This is a genomic window from Moraxella macacae 0408225, assembly GCF_000320365.1.
In the GTDB taxonomy this organism is placed as follows: domain Bacteria; phylum Pseudomonadota; class Gammaproteobacteria; order Pseudomonadales; family Moraxellaceae; genus Faucicola; species Faucicola macacae.
Window position 1 is genome coordinate 1,084,621 of record NZ_ANIN01000001.1, and the last position, 20,097, is coordinate 1,104,717.

The window sequence follows — 20,097 nt, forward strand, 5'->3', positions numbered from 1 at the left end:
TGTGATTTAATCGGTGTTAAATTCTCGCCGTTTTTTGGCAAAAAAGCGCTCAAGCCTATCCATGGCTTCGTTTAAATCCACTTCGTTGGGTAAAAATACCACGCGAAAATGATCAGGTTTATGCCAGTTAAAGCCTGTGCCTTGTACCATGAGTACTTTTTCTTCTTCTAGCAATTGCATTAAAAACTGCATGTCATCTTCAATTGGGTATACGGTGCGGTCTATTTTTGGAAAACAGTAAAACGCTCCTTGGGGCATGGTGCAACTGATGCCTTTAATGGCGTTGAGACGGTTAACTGCAATTTCGCGTTGCTTGTATAGTCGTCCTGTTGGTGCGGTTAGAGCTTGCATGCTTTGATAGCCGCCCACGGCTGTTTGAATCGCGTGTTGTGCAGGTACGTTGGCACACAGGCGCATAGATGATAGCATGGTTAAACCCTCAATAAAGTCTGTAGCGTGGTCTTTTTTGCCAGAAATCATCAGCCAACCTGATCGAAAGCCAGCAATTCGGTGTGATTTTGACAAACCATTGTAGCTTAATACCAAACAGTTTTTGGCTAAAGTACAAAGAGGCGTATGTACCACATCGTCATACAACACGCGGTCATAAATTTCATCGGCCATCAGCACAAGGTTGTATTTTTCAGCCAAAGTTGCGATTTTTTGCAAATTTTCAGTAGAATATAACGCCCCTGTTGGGTTGTTTGGATTGATTACCACGATGCCTTTGGTGCGTTCACTGATTTTACTTTCAATGTCATCAATGTCAGGTTGCCAATTGTTCTCTTCATCGCACAAATAATGCACTGCCCGTCCGCCTGCCAAATTTGCCGATGCCGTCCATAGCGGATAGTCAGGCATCGGAATGAGTACCTCATCGCCGTCATTGAGTAACGCCTGCATGGTCATCATAATCAGTTCTGAAACGCCGTTGCCCACATACACATCATTGATATCTACCGCCTCATACAAGCCTTTGCCTTGATAATACTGCAAAATTGCTTTGCGAGCGGAAAAAATCCCCTTAGAATCCGAATAGCCTGTTGCACTGGTTAAATTAATGGCAACATCTGACAGAATTTCTTGCGGAGCGTCAAGGTTAAATGGTGCAGGATTGCCAATATTTAGTTTGATGATTTTATGCCCTTGCACTTCCATTGCTTGTGCTTTTTGTAATAAAGGCCCACGAATGTCGTAACAAACGTTTTGTAATTTTGATGATTTTTTTAAGGGCTGCATAAGATCACCTTTAGGGTTTTGGTTAAAATTGGTTAAATTGTGTTTAAAGTTTGGTTTCATCATGGATTTATCAAGGTCGGTTGGGGTGTTTGTGCCTGATAATAAATAGCTTTCACTGCAACCAAGGATCTTTGCCAACACAGGAAGTTTGCTTGATACGATGCCGTTTTTGCCATTTTCCCAGTTAGAAATTCCTGCACGGCTGATTTTTGCCCCTGCTTGGGTCATAAGTTTTGCAAGCTCGGCGGTGGTTAGTCCTTTGGCTTTGCGTAATTTGCTTAAGCGTTCGGCTTGAGAAAGTATTGTCGTTGCCATAATTTTGTATTACAATAAACAGATGGTTACAATAAACAGATAAATGGGTAATTGTCAGAAAAACTTTCTTTTATAAAAATTTTCTGTAATTATTCTATCTTATTTTTGGCTAAAAGCAAGAAAAATTAATTTTGGTTACAATTTTTGGTTACAACATTGGTTGGCTGTATGCCAATTGTCAGAATTTCTAGCGGTTCTATTTTCTAGTTGTTCTGTGTTGTTGAATGCTTTTTAATCACCAAGGAAGCGAAATGTCAGATTTTTATCAATTGTCGGCGATCGATATAACAGGGCAAAATTTTGAATTTTCTCAATTAATGGATCGCGTGGTTTTGATTGTCAATACCGCCAGCAAATGCGGATTTACCTCACAATATCAAGGCTTACAGGCCTTGTTTGAACAATACCAACAGCAAGGTTTGGTGGTTATTGGTTTTCCGTGCAATCAATTTGGACAACAAGAACCTGATACAAATGTCAAAATTGGTGAGTTTTGTAAACTTAATTATGGCGTAAGTTTTCCGATGATGGCAAAAATCAATGTAAAGGGCGATCAAACGCACCCTGTGTATCGGTTTTTAAAATCACAAAAACGTGGTAAGGGGATTTTGACAGATGAGATTAAGTGGAATTTTACCAAGTTTTTAATCAATCGTGATGGTGAAGTGGTGAATCGTTATGCTCCAACGACAAAACCTGAAGAAATTGGTGCTGATATTGTAAAAATTTTATAACTGTTTTTTTGTAACCAATTGATTTATATGGTTTTTTAAATTATTTTGAAAATAAATGAAAATTTTTAAATATAATGCTTGATCTTTTTATAAAAACCTTTATAATACGCACCACACAAAGACATTGGGTCGTTAGCTCAGTTGGTAGAGCGTCTGCCTTACACGCAGAATGTCGGCGGTTCGAATCCGTCACGACCCACCATTTAGATGTTAAATGAATTGGATTTTAAAAACTACTTGCAGTGGTAGTTCAGTTGGTTAGAATACCGGCCTGTCACGCCGGGGGTCGCGGGTTCGAGTCCCGTCCGCTGCGCCATTTTACCGTTTTAAAATTTTATGCCTCAAATCTCCCCTGATTTGAGGTTTTTTTCGTGGGTGATTTTTTCGTGGGTTTGAGTATTAAAACGTTTTTATGGTTTTACAAATACCATCACACAACAAAAAAGCTATCAGATGATAGCCTTTAATTCTTGTGTATTGGTTAAGGTTTTTAAAAAAATTTTGTGAATAACAATACCTTACCAAACATTATCAGCACTGTGCAATAATGCCATTAATTTTGGGTTAATAAACAATTTTTCTTTGCCTGCCTGTAATTCTTTCAATACGTCAATCTCTACCAACTTACTTAGATAGTTACTGGCGGTTTGACGTTTGGCAATGCCTTTATCTACTAAGTTATTGATACGACAATAAGGCATTTCAAAAATTACATCTACCAATTCACGGCTATAAATTTTACTCGTTTTGCTTTTGATAATATCAGCGGTGTTTTGGTGCAGTTGTTTAATTGCCAAAATTTTAGCAGTTGTCCAATCGCTTGTTTCTTTGATGGCGTTTAGCATGTACTCAAGCCATGTTTGCCAGTCATTGTCTTTGGTAACGCCCAAAAGCCCATTGTAATAACCTGCCTTGTTATTGATGATATAACGACTTAAATACAAAATAGGTAAATCCAGCAAGCCTTTATCAATCAAATATAAAATATTAATAATTCGCCCTGTTCTGCCGTTGCCATCAAAATAAGGGTGTATGGCTTCAAATTGATAATGAGCGATTGCCATTTTTACCAATGGATCTAAATCATCATCTGCGTGCAAAAACTGCTCCCAATTAGCCAATAATGCTTTGATAGCGTTTGGATCATCAGGTGGGGTGTAAATGGTTTGCTTTAAATTGTTTTGTAAGATTGTGCCTTTGTTGTGGCGTATGTCAAGGGTTGCACCTTTGATGGTTTGGCATATATGTAAAGCCGTTTGAGCACTCAAAGGGCGTTGTTTAATGGCGGTAATGCCGTTATAAAGGGCGGTGCGATAGCGTAAGGCTTCTTTGGTGGCATGGTCTGCTACATTGTCATTGTAGGCATATCGAAAAAGTTTATCGGTGGTGGTAACAATGTTTTCAATTTCGCTACTGCCTTGTGCTTCTAAAAGGGGAATGATATTAATTAGCATGGCTTGATTGGGAATTAGATCGCCTGCCTGCTTTAGCCCTGCCAAACTTGCCCTGGCTGCCACACATAACTTTAAAATTGCTTTGGTTTCTACATCAGTCAACGGCGGTAATGGGGGTAATGTATTGTACGGTGTGTTTGGGTTAAAACTCATGGGGCTTCTCATGTTTATAAAATCAAAAAATATAAACATGATAGCATGAATATGTTGATGGCGTAAACATATACCACTCATCATGTTTAAAAAACCCAAAAACATAAACATAAGGCTTCAGTTTTGGTATAAAAAAACTCTGTTGTAGCCCCTAACATAAAAAACATAAATAAAAGGGTGTTCGTAAACAATAACGAACACCCTTAGTAGTTTGGTCGGAACGGCGGGATTTGAACTCGCGACCCCTTGCACCCCATGCAAGTGCGCTACCAGACTGCGCTACGCCCCGAAAGAGTTGCTTTTTTAACAACATTATTTTAACAACATTTATAAAATTTGCAAGTTTTTTATCAAATTAATTTGGGTTTGGTTTTAAAGCAGGTTAATTGACAACAGATTAAGGATAAACAGCTTAGGGATAATTTGCCAACTTCATTAACAAAAAGGCTTGTTCTTGCTTATTGGCATACTCACTAACAGCAATGTCGCTGGGTTTAAATTCACCCCAAGAAGTTAGCAATGCTGGTATTTCTGCTTGCGGATTTATGGGAAAAGTGTGGCTGATGTCGGCAAACAAGCCTTGCTGTTTTTTATCTGTCAGCCAATTGGCAAGTTGTAATGCCAGTTTTGGATTGGGAGCGGTTTTTGGTAGGGCAATTGCCATAATGTTGGTGTGTACGCCCTCATGATCAGAATTTATCCATGCCAATTGTAGTGATGTGGTTGGGTGAGATTTTTGGTAGTCGGCGTAATGATGACTGCTAACCAACCCTGCTTGGCATTTGCCACTTTCAATTGCTCTTAATACCGCGTTGTCATTGAGCCACACAGATGCAGTCAAGTTTTTTTGATAGCCTGATAGCGTTTTTTTGGCGTTGTTATCACCCAATTGAGTGATTAAATCCACAACAAAACTGCTGTTTGATGGATAAGAAGCTTGCGTGAGGCATAGTTTTTGATACCATTTTGCTTCTGCCAAATCCGCGTAACTGCTAAAATCTTGTTTTGTCAATAATTTGTTGTTAAAAACAACCACTTTGGCAAAATACGACAACGCAAGCCAATGGTTGCTTGGATCTTGAAAACGATCTGGCATGACTGTGTTGGTATTTTTGATCTTAAACGGCTGTAGCAGATCGTGCTTAATCCCATTTTGTAACACGCCGACATCTTCGGTTAATACCATATCTGCAGAGCTGTGATCGCCTTCTGCTTGTAACCTTGCCATGATAGACATGGGTTGATCGTGGATAATTTTGGTTTGAATGCCTGTTTGTTGTGAAAATTCTTTTAACAATATTGTAAGATTTTTTTTATTCACCGATGTGTATAATGTGATGGTGTTTGCTGTTTTTTGGTTGGTAGTTGTGTTTGTAGTGGCGGAATGATTTGGTTTATTGCTGGGTTGACAAGCGGTTAAGTCAAACAGTAAAACCCATGCACCAAGCACAACAGCGTTTTGGTACAATAAACGCCAAAACATTTGCAAGGTTACAAAAAAATCAGTTACAAAACGATCTATAAAAAAACGCAACATACCAGACACACCTTGTTTAACAAATTTTAATCCATGCTTTTAATAAAACTAAAAATTGATTAAAAACCACCCTAAAGAAGTATGGATTTTTTAGCAAACATCGATTATTTTAGCAATGATTTTACAATACACGAGTTTACAATACACGAGTTTACAATACACGAGTTTACAACAAGCGATTTTACAACAACTAAGTTTACAACAAAAGGTCAAAAGATGATAACTGTATCTGAACTAAAAGCGGCTATTTTTCACCGCTGTGAGATTTATAACCAAAATTTTCCCATTGCCAAGCGTGAGTGGATTAAATTGCCAACCTTGCAAGCTGTCAATCATATTGTGGCAAATGATGTTGCATCAAGTTTGGATTTGCCTCGCCAAAACCTATCGGCAATGGACGGTTTTGCTTTATGCAAAGGTGCGGATTTGGCTGAAAATAGCGTGTTTGATGTGATCGGTGAATCTTGTGCAGGATCGCCGTTTTTGGGGGAGTGTGTTGCCAATCAAGCGGTTCGTATTTTTACAGGGGCGGTTGTGCCAACTGACTGTGATACAGTGGTTATGCAAGAAGATACCGATTTTGCACCGATGAATCATAAGATTGACAAAACAAAACCCTATACAATCACCTTAACCAAACCTGCCAATTTGGGTGCAAACATTCGCAAACAAGGCGAGGAAATTGTGCAAAATGAGACTGTATTGGAGGCTGGCAAACGTCTAAATCCCAGTGATATTTCATTGCTTGCCAACTTAGGTATTTCAAGCGTAACGGTTGTTAAGCCGTTGACAGTTGGGATTTTGGCAACCGGTGATGAGCTTGTGAATATTGGCGAACCCTTAAAACATTTGGCCCAGATTTATAATTCTAACACACCCACGTTAAAAACACTGCTTAGTTATTTGCCAATAAAAATCCATGATTATGACATTATTCCTGATGATTTAGAAAAAACCACTCAAGCGGTTAAACTTGCCATTCATGAATGCGATGTGATTATCAGTAGTGCTGGCGTGTCAGTTGGTGATTATGATTTTTTGACGACGGTTGTGGATAATTTAGGCAAAATTAACCATTATAAGGTATTGATGAAACCTGGAAAACCGTTTGTGTTTGGTGAGTTTAACACAGATAGTAAACAAGTGTTGTATTTTGGGTTGCCTGGCAATCCTTTGTCTACGGTTGTTGGTTGTTTACAATTTGTTCGTCCTGCACTTTGGCAATTGACAGGCTGTAAAGATGACGATTTGCCAAAAACGCTACAATTGAGTGCCGTTTGTCAAAAACAAATTATCAAAAAAGGGCGTCGCCAAGAATTTCAGCGAGCATATTTTAGCCAAAATGCTCATGCAGAATTTGTTGTTACGCCGTTTGATCCTCAAGACTCTCACCGCGTGAAACAATTAACCAAAGCCAATTGCTTGTTGATATTGCCTGCTGAGTGTACTGGTGTTAATGTGGGTGATAAGGTTATGATTGAGGTGTTTGATTGGAATTTTGGCTAAAAAGTTGGTATAATGCCAATCTTTACAATCAAAAAATATGGGTCAAAAATGGCAATCAAATATGCCGTGTTGGGTCAAGGTATTGTCAAAAACAACCATTTGCTTGCTCAATATCTGACAAGTTTTCAACAAACAGATGCAAAAAAAACAGATACAAAAAAAACAGATGTAAAAATTCAGCAGGTAAGTGCAAAAACGTTGTTAAAACAGGCGTTAAATTTAACGGATAAGCCTGATTATTTGCTTGGTTGGGGGCGTAAAAAAAGCCACCGAAAAGCAAGCGTGCTTGCCAAAGTGCTAAACATACCCGTCCTGACTTTAGAAGATGGTTTTTTGCGTTCGCTTGACACAGGGCAGGGCAGTCGTTATGCGTGTAGCCTTGTGATTGATCCGCTTGGTATTTATTTTGACAGTCAAAAGCCGTCTTTATTAGAAACGTTAATTATTAATAATAACTTAACACAAAATAAAGAAAAATATGCACATTTTTTAATCAATAAAATCGTTAAAGAGCGGTTATCTAAATACAATACCGCACCAAAATCAGGCACATTAAGTGCATTAAACCTTAATAAAACCCAAGCAAATATCTTACTAATTGACCAAGTAGCAGGCGATCAATCTATCCGTGGTGCAGGTGCAAATGCTGCTGCCTTTTTGAAAATGCTACAAACAGCACAAAACCAACACCCGAAGGCTGTGATTTGGATCAAAGCCCACCCTGCAGGTATTGGCTATTTGACCAAACTTATTGCCGATAGTGAAAAAAACAACAACAGTGAAACAAACAACAATTTAGCAACCAATGTTAAATTTATTCACAGCAATGTCAATCCGATTGAATTGCTTGAGCATATAGATGAGGTTTATACCGTCAGTTCGCACATGGGTTTTGAGGCCTTGATGCTTGGCAAAACGGTGCATTGTTTTGGTTTGGCGTGGTATAGTGGCTGGGGGCTTACCGATGACAGTAACCTTGACAAGATCAGTTACCAGGCAGTTTGGCAACGGCGTGGGGCAAAAAAACAGCCGACACTTGCTGAATTGTTTGATGCCTGTTATTGTCAATACAGTCATTATGCCAACCCTGCGACAGGACAGGCATGCCAAATTGAACAAGTGTTGGATTGGCTAATCACCAATCGCAATTGGCAACAAAAATTACCCAAGCAAATGACAGCGTATCACATTAGTTTTTGGAAAAAAAACTTTGTAAGCCAGTTTGTACAATTGTCTGATGTGAATTTGTTTTATAAACCGCGCCTAGAACCACGCACGATTTTTGACAAAAATCATTTAAAATTTCCAAAAACCTATCCTTTTTTGGTTTGGGGTTTTGGCAAAAAACGCCAGTTGATGCACAAACTAAGCACACAAAAACCAAGCACACAAAAACCAAACGCATTGACACAAATTTGGTGCATGGAAGATGGTTTTATTCGCTCTAATGGTTTGGGGGCGGATTTGATTGAACCTTTGTCAGTGGTGCTTGATAAAACAGGCATTTATTATAACGCCACCAAGCCCAGTGATTTGGAGATTTTGTTAAAAAATATTGCTCGGTTAACCGATGAACAAAACTTGCGCATTGAGCGGTTGAAACATACGCTGTTAACTTATCAGGTAAGCAAATACAATGTTGGCAAAACCGAAAAATTATCCTTGCATACCGCTAAAACTAAAATTTTAGTCGTCGGTCAAGTAGAAGATGACATGTCGGTTAAGCTGTGTGCAGGGGATATTAAAACCAATTTGGCTTTGTTAAAAGCGGTGCGAGAGAGCAATCCTTGTGCTTATATCGTGTATAAACCGCACCCAGATGTGCAGGCGGGCTTGCGTTTTGGCAAAATTAGCGATGATGATATGTATCAATTTGCCGATAAAGTAGTAACAGATGCCAAAATTGCCGATTGTTTGGACGTGATAGATGAGGTGCATACCATCAGTTCATTGACGGGGTTTGAGGCGTTGTTGCGCGGTATTTTGGTAACTTGTTATGGGTTTCCGTTTTATGCCGGTTGGGGCTTAACCGTTGATAAAGCCCAAAATTCAGTTACAAATATGACAAAAAACCGTCGCCACCGATCCAAACCGTTAACTTTAAATCAATTAATTTATGCCACATTGATTGATTATCCGCTGTATCGTATTCCAAATGGTTATGGGTTGGCACAAGTAGAAGATGTGATCGCATTTTTATACACCAAAGCTGGCAATAACCGCCAAAAATCCAAACGCAGCCGCTTGTCTCAATATCGCCAAGCCCTAAAAAACACCACCTTGCATAAATTTATGCAATCCAGACAGTTAATTTTACAAAAATTACAAACAAAATAGACGGTTGATAACGTATAATGACGCAAAACCGCCACCACCTATTTTTTTTAACTACCTATTTTTTAACTGTAGACCGATCGGGCAATGGCAAAATCTTTACAAAACTTGCTTAAACATCAACACGTTTTGCTTATTCAGGGCAAAATGGGTAATTTTTTTAGCCGATTTGCCAGTTTTTTGCAAAAAAAAGGCATTAAGGTAAGCAAAATCAACCTAAATGCTGGCGATGCGTTTTTTTATCGCAATATTGGTGATATTTATAATTACAAAGACAGTTTAGAATATTTTGATATATTTTTAAGTCAATTAATCCAAAGCAAGCAAATTGATGCGATCGTGTGTTTTGGTGATTGCCGTCCGCATCATGCCATTGCATCTATGATTTGTAAACAATTGGAGGTGGGTTTTTTTGTGTTTGAAGAGGGCTATTTGCGCCCAGATTACATTACTTTGCAACAAGATGGCATTAATGGCAATTCGCAGTTAAACGTAGATGAAATTTGTCATTTGCAAAAAGCCAATGACAAACCGTTGTTTACGGACAATCGTTTTTACCGCTTGTGTTTTGCAGCCATTGCTTATTATATCATGGTATGGTGGCGACAAAAAGAATTTCCCAATTATCACCATTATCGTGGCATGGATAATTGGCAAGAGGCAATGACCTGGTTAAGAGCGCCTTTTATTAAAGCCAAAGGTTATCTTAAGGACAAAGATTTAGAAAAAAAATGCAAAACCGCGTTGTCAAATCGGTATTTTTTGGTAAGTTTGCAAGTGTATAACGATTCGCAAATCACCTTTCACAGTGATTATCGTGATATTATTGATTTTATTGATGAAGTGTTAACAAGTTTTGCCAAATTTGCCAACAAAGACCATCATTTGGTGTTAAAGCACCATCCGCTTGATAGAGCCCATCGTCAGTATGGTGCGTTGATTGAGCAGTTGGCAAGCAACCTAGGCATTGCAAATCGGGTGCATTATGGTTGTGATATGCACTTGCCAAGTTTGATTAGGCATAGTTTGGGTATGATAACGGTTAATAGTACCACAGGGCTACAATCCGTTTATCACGATAAACCGACCAAAGTCATGGGGCGGGCAATTTATGATTTACCAAAACTTACCCATCAGCCATCACTTGCGACTTTTTGGCAATTTCCGCAAAAACCCAAAAACGAGTTTTATTGCCAATTTCGCGAATATTTGATTGAACAAACTCAATTAAACGGCTCATTTTATGGCAAATCACCGTGGAGAGATGAACCAAGGTTTATAAAACGGGGGGGGGTAGCCGTTGTTTAAAATTTGTCTAAATGTATTTTTTTAATAAAATCAATCGGTTATTAATTAATAAAAAATACTTACGATAAGCATTGAAACAAACGTAAAGTTATATTATACTATGATAATAATTATCATTCTTATTAGCAAAATCAATTTAAAACAACAGTCTAGAAAAAATAATCTAGAAAACAATTTATAAAAACAATTTTATAAAAACAGTTAGACAGCTTAACTTAAAATAGCACAAAAATAAACCTGATAACTTGGCTGTAATGCCTTTTGATTACTTATGACTGATATTGATAACACCATTCCGAAACTCAAAAACCAAACCAAAACCGCCATTATTGTTGGTGTTATCGCATTGCACATTGGCGTGGCGATAGGGCTTTGGCAAGTGCCATCTGTACCTTTGAAAAAAATAGGATCGCCTGAGCCAATAGAAGTGCAATTTATTCAAGAAGTGGTAGAGTTGCCTGCTGAACCTGAACCTGTTGTTGAGCCAGAGCCTGAACCTGAACCTGAGCCACCAAAACCTACGCCCAAACCAAAACCGAAACCTGAGCCTCCAAAGCCAAAACCAAAACCTGAACCAAAACCTGAACCACCAAAACCCAAGCCCGAGCCTAAGCCAGAACCAAAACCTGAGCCTAAGCCTGAAGTGATTGTCAATAAAGACAACAGCCCCAGTGCGTGGGAAATTGCCCAAGAGCAACAGCGTATTGAACAACAGCGACTTGAAAAAGAGCGCGAAAAAGCACGCCTTGAACAAGAACGCCTTGAACGTGAACGTGTGGAGCGTGAAAGACTTGAGAACGAACGCATCGAGCAAGCACGCCAACAACGCGAAGCCGACGAACGTGTGCACGCCCAGCGTGAAGCCGCTGAAAAAGCCGCCCGCGATGCCGCAGCTCGTGCCGCTGCAGAAGCAAAAGCCAAAGCTGCTGCTGAACGTGCATCACAAGAGCCTGTTACATTCTCACAAAACGATGCCAGTTGGCGTAGAAAACCCAAACTCACTGTGGCGGCCAACATTACGCGTGGTCTAAACGCAGGCGAGCAACTGACGGTTATGCTTAAACTTACCGTTGACAAACAAGGTGCAATCACCCAAGTGAGTATTGCTCAAAGTTCTGGCAACAGTGCGTTTGATGCCGCCGCTCAAAAACAAATTCGCACCGGCCGCTTCCGCCCCTTTACCCAAAATGGCACACCTGTGGTTGGTATTGTCATTATTCCGATGACTTATGAACACCGCTAACATGAACACCACTAACATGAACAAAAGTAACCTTATCGCCACGCGACCAAACTATTTATTTTAGGAGTTTTTATGGATTTTATGCAATATTGGCAATACACCGACATCATCACCAAACTGCTGTTTTTTGCGTTGTTTGGCTTGTCGCTTGTGTCGTGGATTGTTGGCATTACGCGCATTATGCAAAGCAAAAAACTAGCCAGCGTGGTCAAAGACGGCTTATCGGCGCAGCTTGCCGCCATGCAGCCAAAACTTGCCAATTTGCCCTCGGGCGACAAAAAAGCGGTGATTGAACAAACACTGCTGCAACAAATCAGCCGCTACCGTTTTGCCAGTGAAAAGGGCTTGGCGGTTTTGGGAACAACCGCGTCCATCGCGCCGTTTATTGGCTTGTTTGGTACGGTGTGGGGGATTTTTCACGCGTTGCACAGTATTGGTGAGTCAGGGCAAGCAGGGCTTGGGCAAGTGGCAGGTCCTGTGGGTGAAGCCTTGATTATGACGGGTTTGGGTTTGGCAGTCGCCATTCCTGCGGTGATTTTTTACAACATCGTCATTCGCATTAATCGCAAAGCGCTGCACGAAGCCAACGACATTTCGCACGAACTGCTCGCTAAAAGTTTGATGCACTCTCCACAACAATAATAAGGAGCTAATTATGGCCTTTCAAATGGATGGCGATGATTCGCAAGGCATGAGTGAGATGAATCTCATTCCTTTAATTGACATTATGCTGGTGCTGATGATTATTTTTTTGGTAACCGCGACGGTGCTAAACCCCACCGTGCCGCTGGATTTGCCCAAAACCAGCGCCAGTGTAAACGAGCAGCCGCCACAAGTGATTCAAATTAGCATTGACAAAGACGCGGGCATTTTTTGGGACAGCGAGGCGATTTCGCTTGAAACCTTGCAAAAACGCCTAAGCGACGAAGCCAAAGCAGGCAAAGACCCACAAATTCAGCTGCGCGCCGACAAAGAAAGCCAATACGACACCATTGCGCAAGTGATGGCAAGTGCCAGCGCCGCAGGCATTGGCAAAATTGCGTTTGTCAGTCAGGCGAACCAGTAGACTGATTAATGGGCTGATTATGACGTTAAACAACTATCACCGCCTAGGCATTAACATGACCAGTCCCGGCAACGAAATGTTGTTTAAAGGCTGTAATGTAGTGGGCGTAAAGAAGTTTTAATTTTTAACCACAGCGGTTAATTGTTAAAACTTGCTAAACAATGCTAACATCTTGGTGCGACTTTTTAGCTTGCATCAAGGTGTTGTTTTTATTTTTAACCAACCGCGTATAGAACAATGAACCCAAAAACCAACCGCCCCACTTGTAGTAAAGTTAACAGCAAACTTTTTGTTATCAGTCTTGCCGGTATTATAACAAGCGTTATAACCAGTAACGTTTACGCCGCTAGCCCAACCAACCCACAAGCCGCGCCGCCCACAGTGCAACCAGTGCCAGAGCCAGAACTGATTATTAATTCCGCCAAACCGCCCTCGCCGCTTTTAGAAGAACAGCAAAACGACAAGCCGCAGCCAGAAACCCAAAATGACACCATCATCGCCGATGAACAATTATTATTAAACAATCCCAAATTGCTCAATCACGCGCTCAATTCCGCCACCGCCACCAACAACCTTGCAGGCATTCGCGCGCTGTTGCCAATTTATCGGCAATTGCCTAAAAGCGAGCAAGACCAAACGCTCGTTAACTACTCGCAAGCGCTCATTGCCCTAGACGACGGCGACAACAAAACCGCCATTAAACACTTGCGCGCGTTAATTGCTGAATTTCCAGAATTTACCGTGGTGCGTTTTCATTTGGCGCGCGCGTTGTTTTTTGACAAACAAAACGAGGCCGCCAAAGACCAATTTGACAAATTGCAAAGCGAAAATTTGCCTAATAATATTGCCGATATTGTCAAACAATATCAAACGGCGTTATTAAAACGCGACACTTGGCAATGGCAAGCGGGCTTTAATGTCAATAAAGAACGCAACATTAACAACGCCCCCAAACAGCAAAAAATTGGCAATTGGGAATTTGAACCACCGATTGACGCCACCGCGCTCACGTATCAACTTGGCGGCGATAAAAAATGGTCGTTGCCGCGCGGCTTTTATATTGGTGCTGGCGGTGCAATCAATGGCAAAAATTATTTAAACCACAAAAATTATAACGACCACTGGGGACGCGCCAATGTAACACTGGGCTTTGCCGATGCCAAAACCGATGTGAATATCGCCCCCTTTGCCGAGCGGCGTTTTTTTGGCAATGATTTGTACAGTACCAGCCGCGGCGTGCGTTTAAGCGCTGATTATTGGCTTTCACCCAAAACACAAACCCTAAACGCCATTGAAACCACCGCGCTAAAAATCACCAGCGGCCGCGCTCCGACAGCAACAGCGTGCTTTATAGCACCGCGCTTTTGCACCAACCCAACGCCACGCGCTATTTTGTACTGGGGCTTGATGTGTATAACAACAAAGTGCCAGAGGACAACAGCGATAATTTTCGGCGTACCAGCGTGCGCGCCACGTGGGGGCAAGAATGGGGCAATGGGCTGTCTACGCGTGCTAATTTAAGCGTTGCGCGCAAAAGTTACCAAACGCCAAGTTTTTTTAGCCAAGGGCAAATTCGCCGCGATAGAGAATACACAGGTTCTGTGTCATTTTGGCATCGAGGTTTGCATATCAAAGGCATTACGCCACGCTTAACTGTGGCAAAAACGATCAACAAGAGCAATGATTTGCGTTCTGGTTATGACAAAATGCGTGCTTTTGTTGAATTTGATTACAGATTTTAATATTTTCTTATTTTTCTTACTATTTTGTAAAAAAATGCTTTAATAACCTTGCTTATTTATAAAAGTAGGGTTATACTATTATATAACGATAATAGTTATCATTTTTACTAGCGTTTTATTAACCATAATCATTTTGTTGCTTAGGAGTAAGTTATGTCCAAAGGTTTATCCGCACCTACCAAACGTCTTGGCTACAGTGCGTTGTTTGTCGCTGTTTCATCTATTTTATTGACCGCTTGTGGCGGAGGCGGTGGTAGTGGCGTAGCAAGTACAACACCACCATCTACTGCAATTCCAAAACCTCCAGCGACACCAAACCCAATTCCAAATCCAACCCCTCCAGCACCATCAAAACCTACCGAACCTACCTATCAAGACGTAACCACCGAAAAACGCACAGAAGAGAATTTGTCAGATTTACAAAAGCCAGCTTTGGGCATGGGAATGGATTTAAAAGTACGTAATTGGCATCCAAGCAATAAAGAAGAAAAAGTTGACTTAAAAGAAACCGATTTGGCAAAATTAGATGGTAATTTAACCACTCAGCCTTATGACAAACAAATTTTGGACAACCTAAAAAACAGCAAAAGCATTCAAGATCAAGCCAATAGAGAACGCACCGCTATTACTGATAACACCAAACGTGATAATAAAAACAAAACTGAAGCAGAGATCAAAGCACTGGTAGATAAAATCATTGATGATAAAGCCTTAGAACTTGCCAAAGCTGAATACAATAAAGTAAAAATTGTTAACAATACTAAAACAGGCACGGGCAGCGATTTTGAACACGTGCGTTTTGGACATCATTATCTACCCACTTACCGTGTGCTTGATATACAGAATAAAATTGCCAAAAATGGTTATGATGGTGGACTGTATTATGAGGGTAAAGATCCATCTAAAGAGTTGCCTGAAAGCGGTTCTGTAACCTATAAAGGCAGTTGGGATTTTATGACCAATGCCAAAAATGGTGGCAAATATTCTGATTTTGACACATTGGATAGAGGTGGCGACAGACGTAGCTTAATCTCACCTGATGAAAATTCTGTCAAAAAACACAGCAGTGAGTTTAATGTTGACTTTGGTAACAAAAAACTAACAGGTACGTTAAAAAGTGAAAAAGCCAATAGTACAGATACTAAAACCCGCTATAACATCACCGCTCAATTATACGGCAACCGCTTCCGTGGCAGTGCTACCGTTCCTGAAAGTGAAAAATCCAAAACTACAGAACACCCATTTACTACTGATGCTAAAGACAGACTAGAGGGTGGTTTTTATGGGCCAAAAGCCGAGGAATTGGCAGGTAAATTCTTAACCGATGACAGTTCAGTGTTTGGCGTGTTTGGTGCAAAACAAGAACAAAAAAATAACAATACCAAATACAAAACCATTTTGGACGCACGCATAATTGGTGCTTACCAAACAGGCAACGGCGGTGCCAATAAAGATTTGGTTGCTTCATTTGAGTCCAAAGAGCTAAATAACTTTGGCGATGCACGCAAATTGGTGCTTGGTAGCACGGTGATTGATTTGGTAGCGACTGGCGACAAAGTAACCAGCAAAGACGGCAAAAAAACCATCACGGTTGAAAAACCCGTTGCTACCAACAAAGCAGGCGAAAGCACGGTGCTAAAAGACAAACTTACCGTACATGTGTGTTGTGATAATTTGCAATACATGAAATTTGGTTGGTTGACGTTTGGCAGCGAAACACAAAACGAAAACAATGCGGTATTCTTGCAAGGCGAACGCACTGACAAAAACATGCCAACCACTGGTACAGCCAAATATAAAGGATCATGGACAGGTTACCTACTTGGTGCAAAAGGCACAGGTGGCACGGCAACAGGTCAAGCCTCTTCTGCAGCTTTTGATGTAGATCCGGCCAATCGTTTTGCTGATTTTGATGTAGATTTTGGCAAAAAATCCTTGACAGGTAAATTGTCATACAAAGATGACAAACAAACCACCAAAGATGTCTTTAGCATTACCGATGGTAAAATTGACGGCACTGGCTTTACCGCCAAAGCCAATACGCCTGATTTAAATAAAGGTGGCTTTAAACCTGATTCGGCCAATACTTTTGGCAATCCTATCCATATTAAAGATGCGGAAGTTAAAGGCGGATTTTATGGACCAGATGCCAATGAAATGGGCGGATCTTTTGCCTACAAAAACAATAATGGCAACAACGCCGCTGTTGTCTTTGGCACAAAAAAACAAGAAGTTAAAAAATAATCGTTAACAAAAATACCGTTAAGTAAGAACACCCCAAAACTCCAACCATCTAGCAATAAAAGGGGGTTGGGGTGTTTTTTTATGCTATAATAAAGATATCATTTAAAACGAGCAATGAATATATGAATACCAAACAGCCTTTGTTTAAATTAAACGCCTTATGTTTTGCCTTAATGACCGTTATGCCAGTGCTTGCTATTGCTGCTCCTAATGCTGACAATACGCAAACTGGTGCTACAGATACCAAAACAACCGACAAACAAAGTAAAAAACTGCCAAAATCCAAGCAAACCAATCTACCAACAGTACAACTAGAAGCACTCAAACTCACTCAAACTCAAGAACTCACGCGCACCAGCAAAGACGTAACAGGGCTTGGTAAAATCGTTAAAAATGCCGAAACCTTAAGCAAAGAGCAAGTATTAAACATTCGCGATTTAACCCGCTATGACCCCGGCATCGCCGTTGTTGAACAAGGGCAAGGGGCAAGTTCGGGCTATTCTATCCGTGGCATGGATAAAAACCGCGTGGCGGTATTGGTGGACGGCCTGGCACAAGCACAAAGTTACCACATTCAGCGCCCTGTAGCAGGTGGTAATTATGCCAACGGCGGTGCGATTAATGAAATTGAATACGAAAACGTCAAGGCGATAGAAATCAGCAAAGGGGCAAACTCGGCAGAATACGGCAGCGGTGCGTTGTCGGGTTCGGTGGCATTTGTGAGTAAAAACGCCGATGACTTGATTAAAGACGGCAAAGATTGGGGCGTGCAAACCAAAACCGCCTATGCCAGTAAAAACAACGCTTGGGTGAATTCGGTGGCGGCCGCGGGCAAAGCAGGCGGTTTTGAAACGGCGATTATTTACACCGACCGCCGCGGCACAGAATACAAGGCTCATGATGATGCCTATAAAACCACGCAACAAATCACGCGTGCCAATGCCATTGTGGACGAAAGCAAAAGAAAAGAATGGTTTAAAATAGAGGGCGAAGATAAGCCAAAATTACAATCGTATATTACCGACATCACCGAAACCGTCAGCGCCAAAGACTATACAGGCAAAGACCGCTTATTGCCCAATCCATTGAAATACAGCAGCAAATCGCTGTTTATTCGCCCAGGTTATCGCATTAATAACGAACATTATATCGGTGCAGTGTATGAAAAAACCAAACAAATGTTTGATATGCAGGATATGACCACGCCGAAATATTTTACTAAAGACGATATTACAGGCAAAAGTGCTAACAATGCTGATGGCGGAGTAATCAGTAGAGGTATTTATCGCGGTGATAATTTGGGCGAAACTTGGCATAAAGGGCGCGGACAAAATACAGCACAACAGTTCACAGGCTACGGCATTAATTTTGCCCGCGGTGAATTTCACGACGAACACCACACCAAAAACCGCCTTGGATTAGAATACGTTTATCAAAATGATGGCAACAACAAATGGCTGGATAAAGCGCGCCTTTCTTACGACAAACAAGACATTCATTTAGACAGTCATCGCCTTAGTACCCACTGCTCCACTTATCCAAATGTTGACCGCAATTGTCAGCCTGATAAGCCGTTTACCGCCCGTGAATCCGACAAACACCGCTATAACGAACAGCGCAATTTGTTTAAAATCTCATTGGATAAACAGCTTGAAATTGCCAATACCACGCACAATGTTAATGTACAGGCAGGTTATGAGCGCTTTAATTCGGATTTAAAGCATGATTTGTTACATCAATATGGCAAACAAGAATATGCAGCGGTTGAAACAAGAAAAATTCCAGATGAACTAAAACCAATTTTAATTGGCAATAGCGACCAAGCCATTTGTCTTGCCAATGTGCCTTTTGGCAGCCAAGGTTGTAATTCAAGCAATCCTAATTGGAATAAATACCAAGAGTTTGTTAAAAACAACGGTGGCGGACAAGTGGGCGAGAAAAAGTATAAAGAATTATACGACAAGTTCTACCAATTTAACATTAACAATAAAAAACCAGACGGCCGAACCCCGCAAACTGCCAAAACCTACAAACCCACAAACTTTAGCGTTCAAACCGAAAATCTATGTCAATCCAAAACCAACGGCTATGCTGATTGTGATGGACGCTACATCAAAGGGCAAAATTATCACCTCGTGCTGCGCGACAACATGGCACTCGGCAAATATGTAGATTTGGGGCTTGGCTTGCGTTATGACAACACCAAACACCAATCCAACGTGGCACATGTAGACAAAGTGGTTGCCAAAAATTTAAGCTATCAAGCAGGCATTGTGGTCAAACCCACCGAGTGGCTAGACATTGCGTATCGCTATTCGCAAGGCTTTCGTATGCCCAGTTTTTCGGAAATGTACGGTTGGCGTAATGGCGCACAAAAAGGTTTGGATTGTGATGGCAATGTTTTACCGGGTGGTTCAGGTTGGTATATCGGTCAAAAAACCATTCATTGCAGCAATTTAAAACCTGAAAAATCCATCAACCAAGAAATTGGTGCAACCTTTAAACACAACAGCGGCCGCCTAGAAGTGAGCTATTTTAAAAACCGCTATAACAATTTAATCAGTCATACCAGTGGCGAGATTAAAAACTACAAAGGGCAAAAACCTTATACCGTGCTAAGTGGTTATTATAACGCCCAAAACGCCGAATTATCAGGCGTTAACGTACTGGGTAAACTGGATTTAAATGCCGTGAATTCACGCCTGCCAGAAGGTTTGCATTCTACGCTTGCGTACAACCACGTCAAAGTAAAAAGCAAATCCATTAATCCCAATTTGGTGGCGACGGATATCTTTTTTGACTCAATTCAGCCATCGCGCTATGTACTTGGCCTGGGTTATGATCACCCCAGCCAGCAATGGGGCGTAAACGCGATGTTTACCCATTCTGCTGCCAAAAATAACGATGAATTGCTTGCCAATGAACACAAAATAGACGGTACAACCAAAGAAAAATCCACCACCAAAGCACGCACCGAGCCGTGGCAAACGCTGGATTTATCCGCTTATGTTACGCTAAAAGACAATTTTACCTTGCGTGCAGGGGTAAACAATGTCTTTAATAAATATTACCAAACGTGGGAAGCGGTGCGTCAAACCGCCGAAAACAATGCCCTTGCTCCAAATGGCACAAACGCCTTGCACAAAACCAGTGGCAGTTATAGCCGCTATGCAGCACCTGGGCGTAATTATGCGTTGGCACTTGAGATGAAGTTTTAAGCCA

At 41.0% G+C, this 20,097-nt stretch carries 12 protein-coding genes, 3 tRNA genes and 1 pseudogene; 12 read left to right on the forward strand and 4 right to left on the reverse strand.

Annotated features, from left to right (window positions below; translation table 11 throughout):
- Positions 1-6: 6 nt before the first annotated feature.
- A complete protein-coding gene (locus tag MOMA_RS04940) occupies positions 7-1,554 on the reverse strand; it encodes an aminotransferase class I/II-fold pyridoxal phosphate-dependent enzyme (RefSeq protein WP_040624831.1) in 1,548 nt (515 codons plus the stop codon).
- Positions 1,555-1,805: 251 nt separating this feature from the next.
- Here MOMA_RS04940 and MOMA_RS04945 point away from each other — a divergent pair, with 251 nt between their 5' ends.
- From MOMA_RS04945 to MOMA_RS04955, 3 genes are all read left to right on the forward strand, one after another.
- Entirely contained in the window at positions 1,806-2,288 is a 483-nt protein-coding gene (locus MOMA_RS04945) for a glutathione peroxidase (protein ID WP_009767510.1), read from the forward strand.
- 126 nt (positions 2,289-2,414) lie between these two features.
- Positions 2,415-2,490 (forward strand) — tRNA-Val (locus MOMA_RS04950).
- A 37-nt stretch (positions 2,491-2,527) separates the two neighbouring features.
- Positions 2,528-2,604 (forward strand) — tRNA-Asp (locus MOMA_RS04955).
- A 202-nt stretch (positions 2,605-2,806) separates the two neighbouring features.
- Here MOMA_RS04955 and fic read toward each other — a convergent pair.
- The 3 genes from fic to MOMA_RS04970 form a co-directional block, all read right to left on the reverse strand.
- Entirely contained in the window at positions 2,807-3,895 is a 1,089-nt protein-coding gene (gene fic / locus MOMA_RS04960) for a protein adenylyltransferase Fic (protein WP_009767511.1), read from the reverse strand.
- Positions 3,896-4,107: 212 nt separating this feature from the next.
- A tRNA-Pro gene (locus tag MOMA_RS04965) sits at positions 4,108-4,184 on the reverse strand.
- Positions 4,185-4,307: 123 nt separating this feature from the next.
- Positions 4,308-5,432, reverse strand: coding sequence for an extracellular solute-binding protein (locus tag MOMA_RS04970; RefSeq protein WP_009767512.1), 1,125 nt, complete (start codon positions 5,430-5,432; stop codon positions 4,308-4,310).
- 216 nt (positions 5,433-5,648) lie between these two features.
- Between MOMA_RS04970 and MOMA_RS04975 the strand changes: the two genes are divergently transcribed.
- From MOMA_RS04975 to MOMA_RS05015, 9 genes and pseudogenes are all read left to right on the forward strand, one after another.
- Positions 5,649-6,938: a molybdopterin molybdotransferase MoeA gene (locus tag MOMA_RS04975; protein WP_040625102.1), complete on the forward strand. Its 1,290-nt coding sequence runs from the start codon at positions 5,649-5,651 to the stop codon at positions 6,936-6,938.
- A 48-nt stretch (positions 6,939-6,986) separates the two neighbouring features.
- The gene (locus MOMA_RS04980) at positions 6,987-9,275 is read left to right on the forward strand and encodes a capsular polysaccharide biosynthesis protein (RefSeq protein ID WP_040625103.1); all 2,289 of its coding nucleotides are present in this window, start codon (positions 6,987-6,989) and stop codon (positions 9,273-9,275) included.
- Between the two features lie 84 nt (positions 9,276-9,359).
- On the forward strand, positions 9,360-10,580 hold the full coding sequence (locus tag MOMA_RS04985; RefSeq protein ID WP_009767515.1) for a capsule biosynthesis protein: 1,221 nt from the start codon (positions 9,360-9,362) through the stop codon (positions 10,578-10,580).
- A gap of 271 nt (positions 10,581-10,851) precedes the next feature.
- Positions 10,852-11,823, forward strand: coding sequence for an energy transducer TonB (locus MOMA_RS09870; protein WP_009767516.1), 972 nt, complete (start codon positions 10,852-10,854; stop codon positions 11,821-11,823).
- Positions 11,824-11,895: 72 nt separating this feature from the next.
- Positions 11,896-12,465: a MotA/TolQ/ExbB proton channel family protein gene (locus MOMA_RS04995; protein ID WP_009767517.1), complete on the forward strand. Its 570-nt coding sequence runs from the start codon at positions 11,896-11,898 to the stop codon at positions 12,463-12,465.
- A gap of 13 nt (positions 12,466-12,478) precedes the next feature.
- Complete coding sequence (locus MOMA_RS05000) at positions 12,479-12,889, forward strand: ExbD/TolR family protein (RefSeq protein ID WP_009767518.1); 411 nt, start codon at positions 12,479-12,481, stop codon at positions 12,887-12,889.
- A 237-nt stretch (positions 12,890-13,126) separates the two neighbouring features.
- A pseudogene (locus MOMA_RS05005) lies at positions 13,127-14,631 on the forward strand (surface lipoprotein assembly modifier).
- 153 nt (positions 14,632-14,784) lie between these two features.
- Complete coding sequence (locus MOMA_RS05010; RefSeq protein ID WP_009767519.1) at positions 14,785-16,875, forward strand: transferrin-binding protein-like solute binding protein; 2,091 nt, start codon at positions 14,785-14,787, stop codon at positions 16,873-16,875.
- 122 nt (positions 16,876-16,997) lie between these two features.
- The gene (locus MOMA_RS05015; RefSeq protein ID WP_009767520.1) at positions 16,998-20,093 is read left to right on the forward strand and encodes a lactoferrin/transferrin family TonB-dependent receptor; all 3,096 of its coding nucleotides are present in this window, start codon (positions 16,998-17,000) and stop codon (positions 20,091-20,093) included.
- The last annotated feature ends 4 nt before the right edge of the window (positions 20,094-20,097 follow it).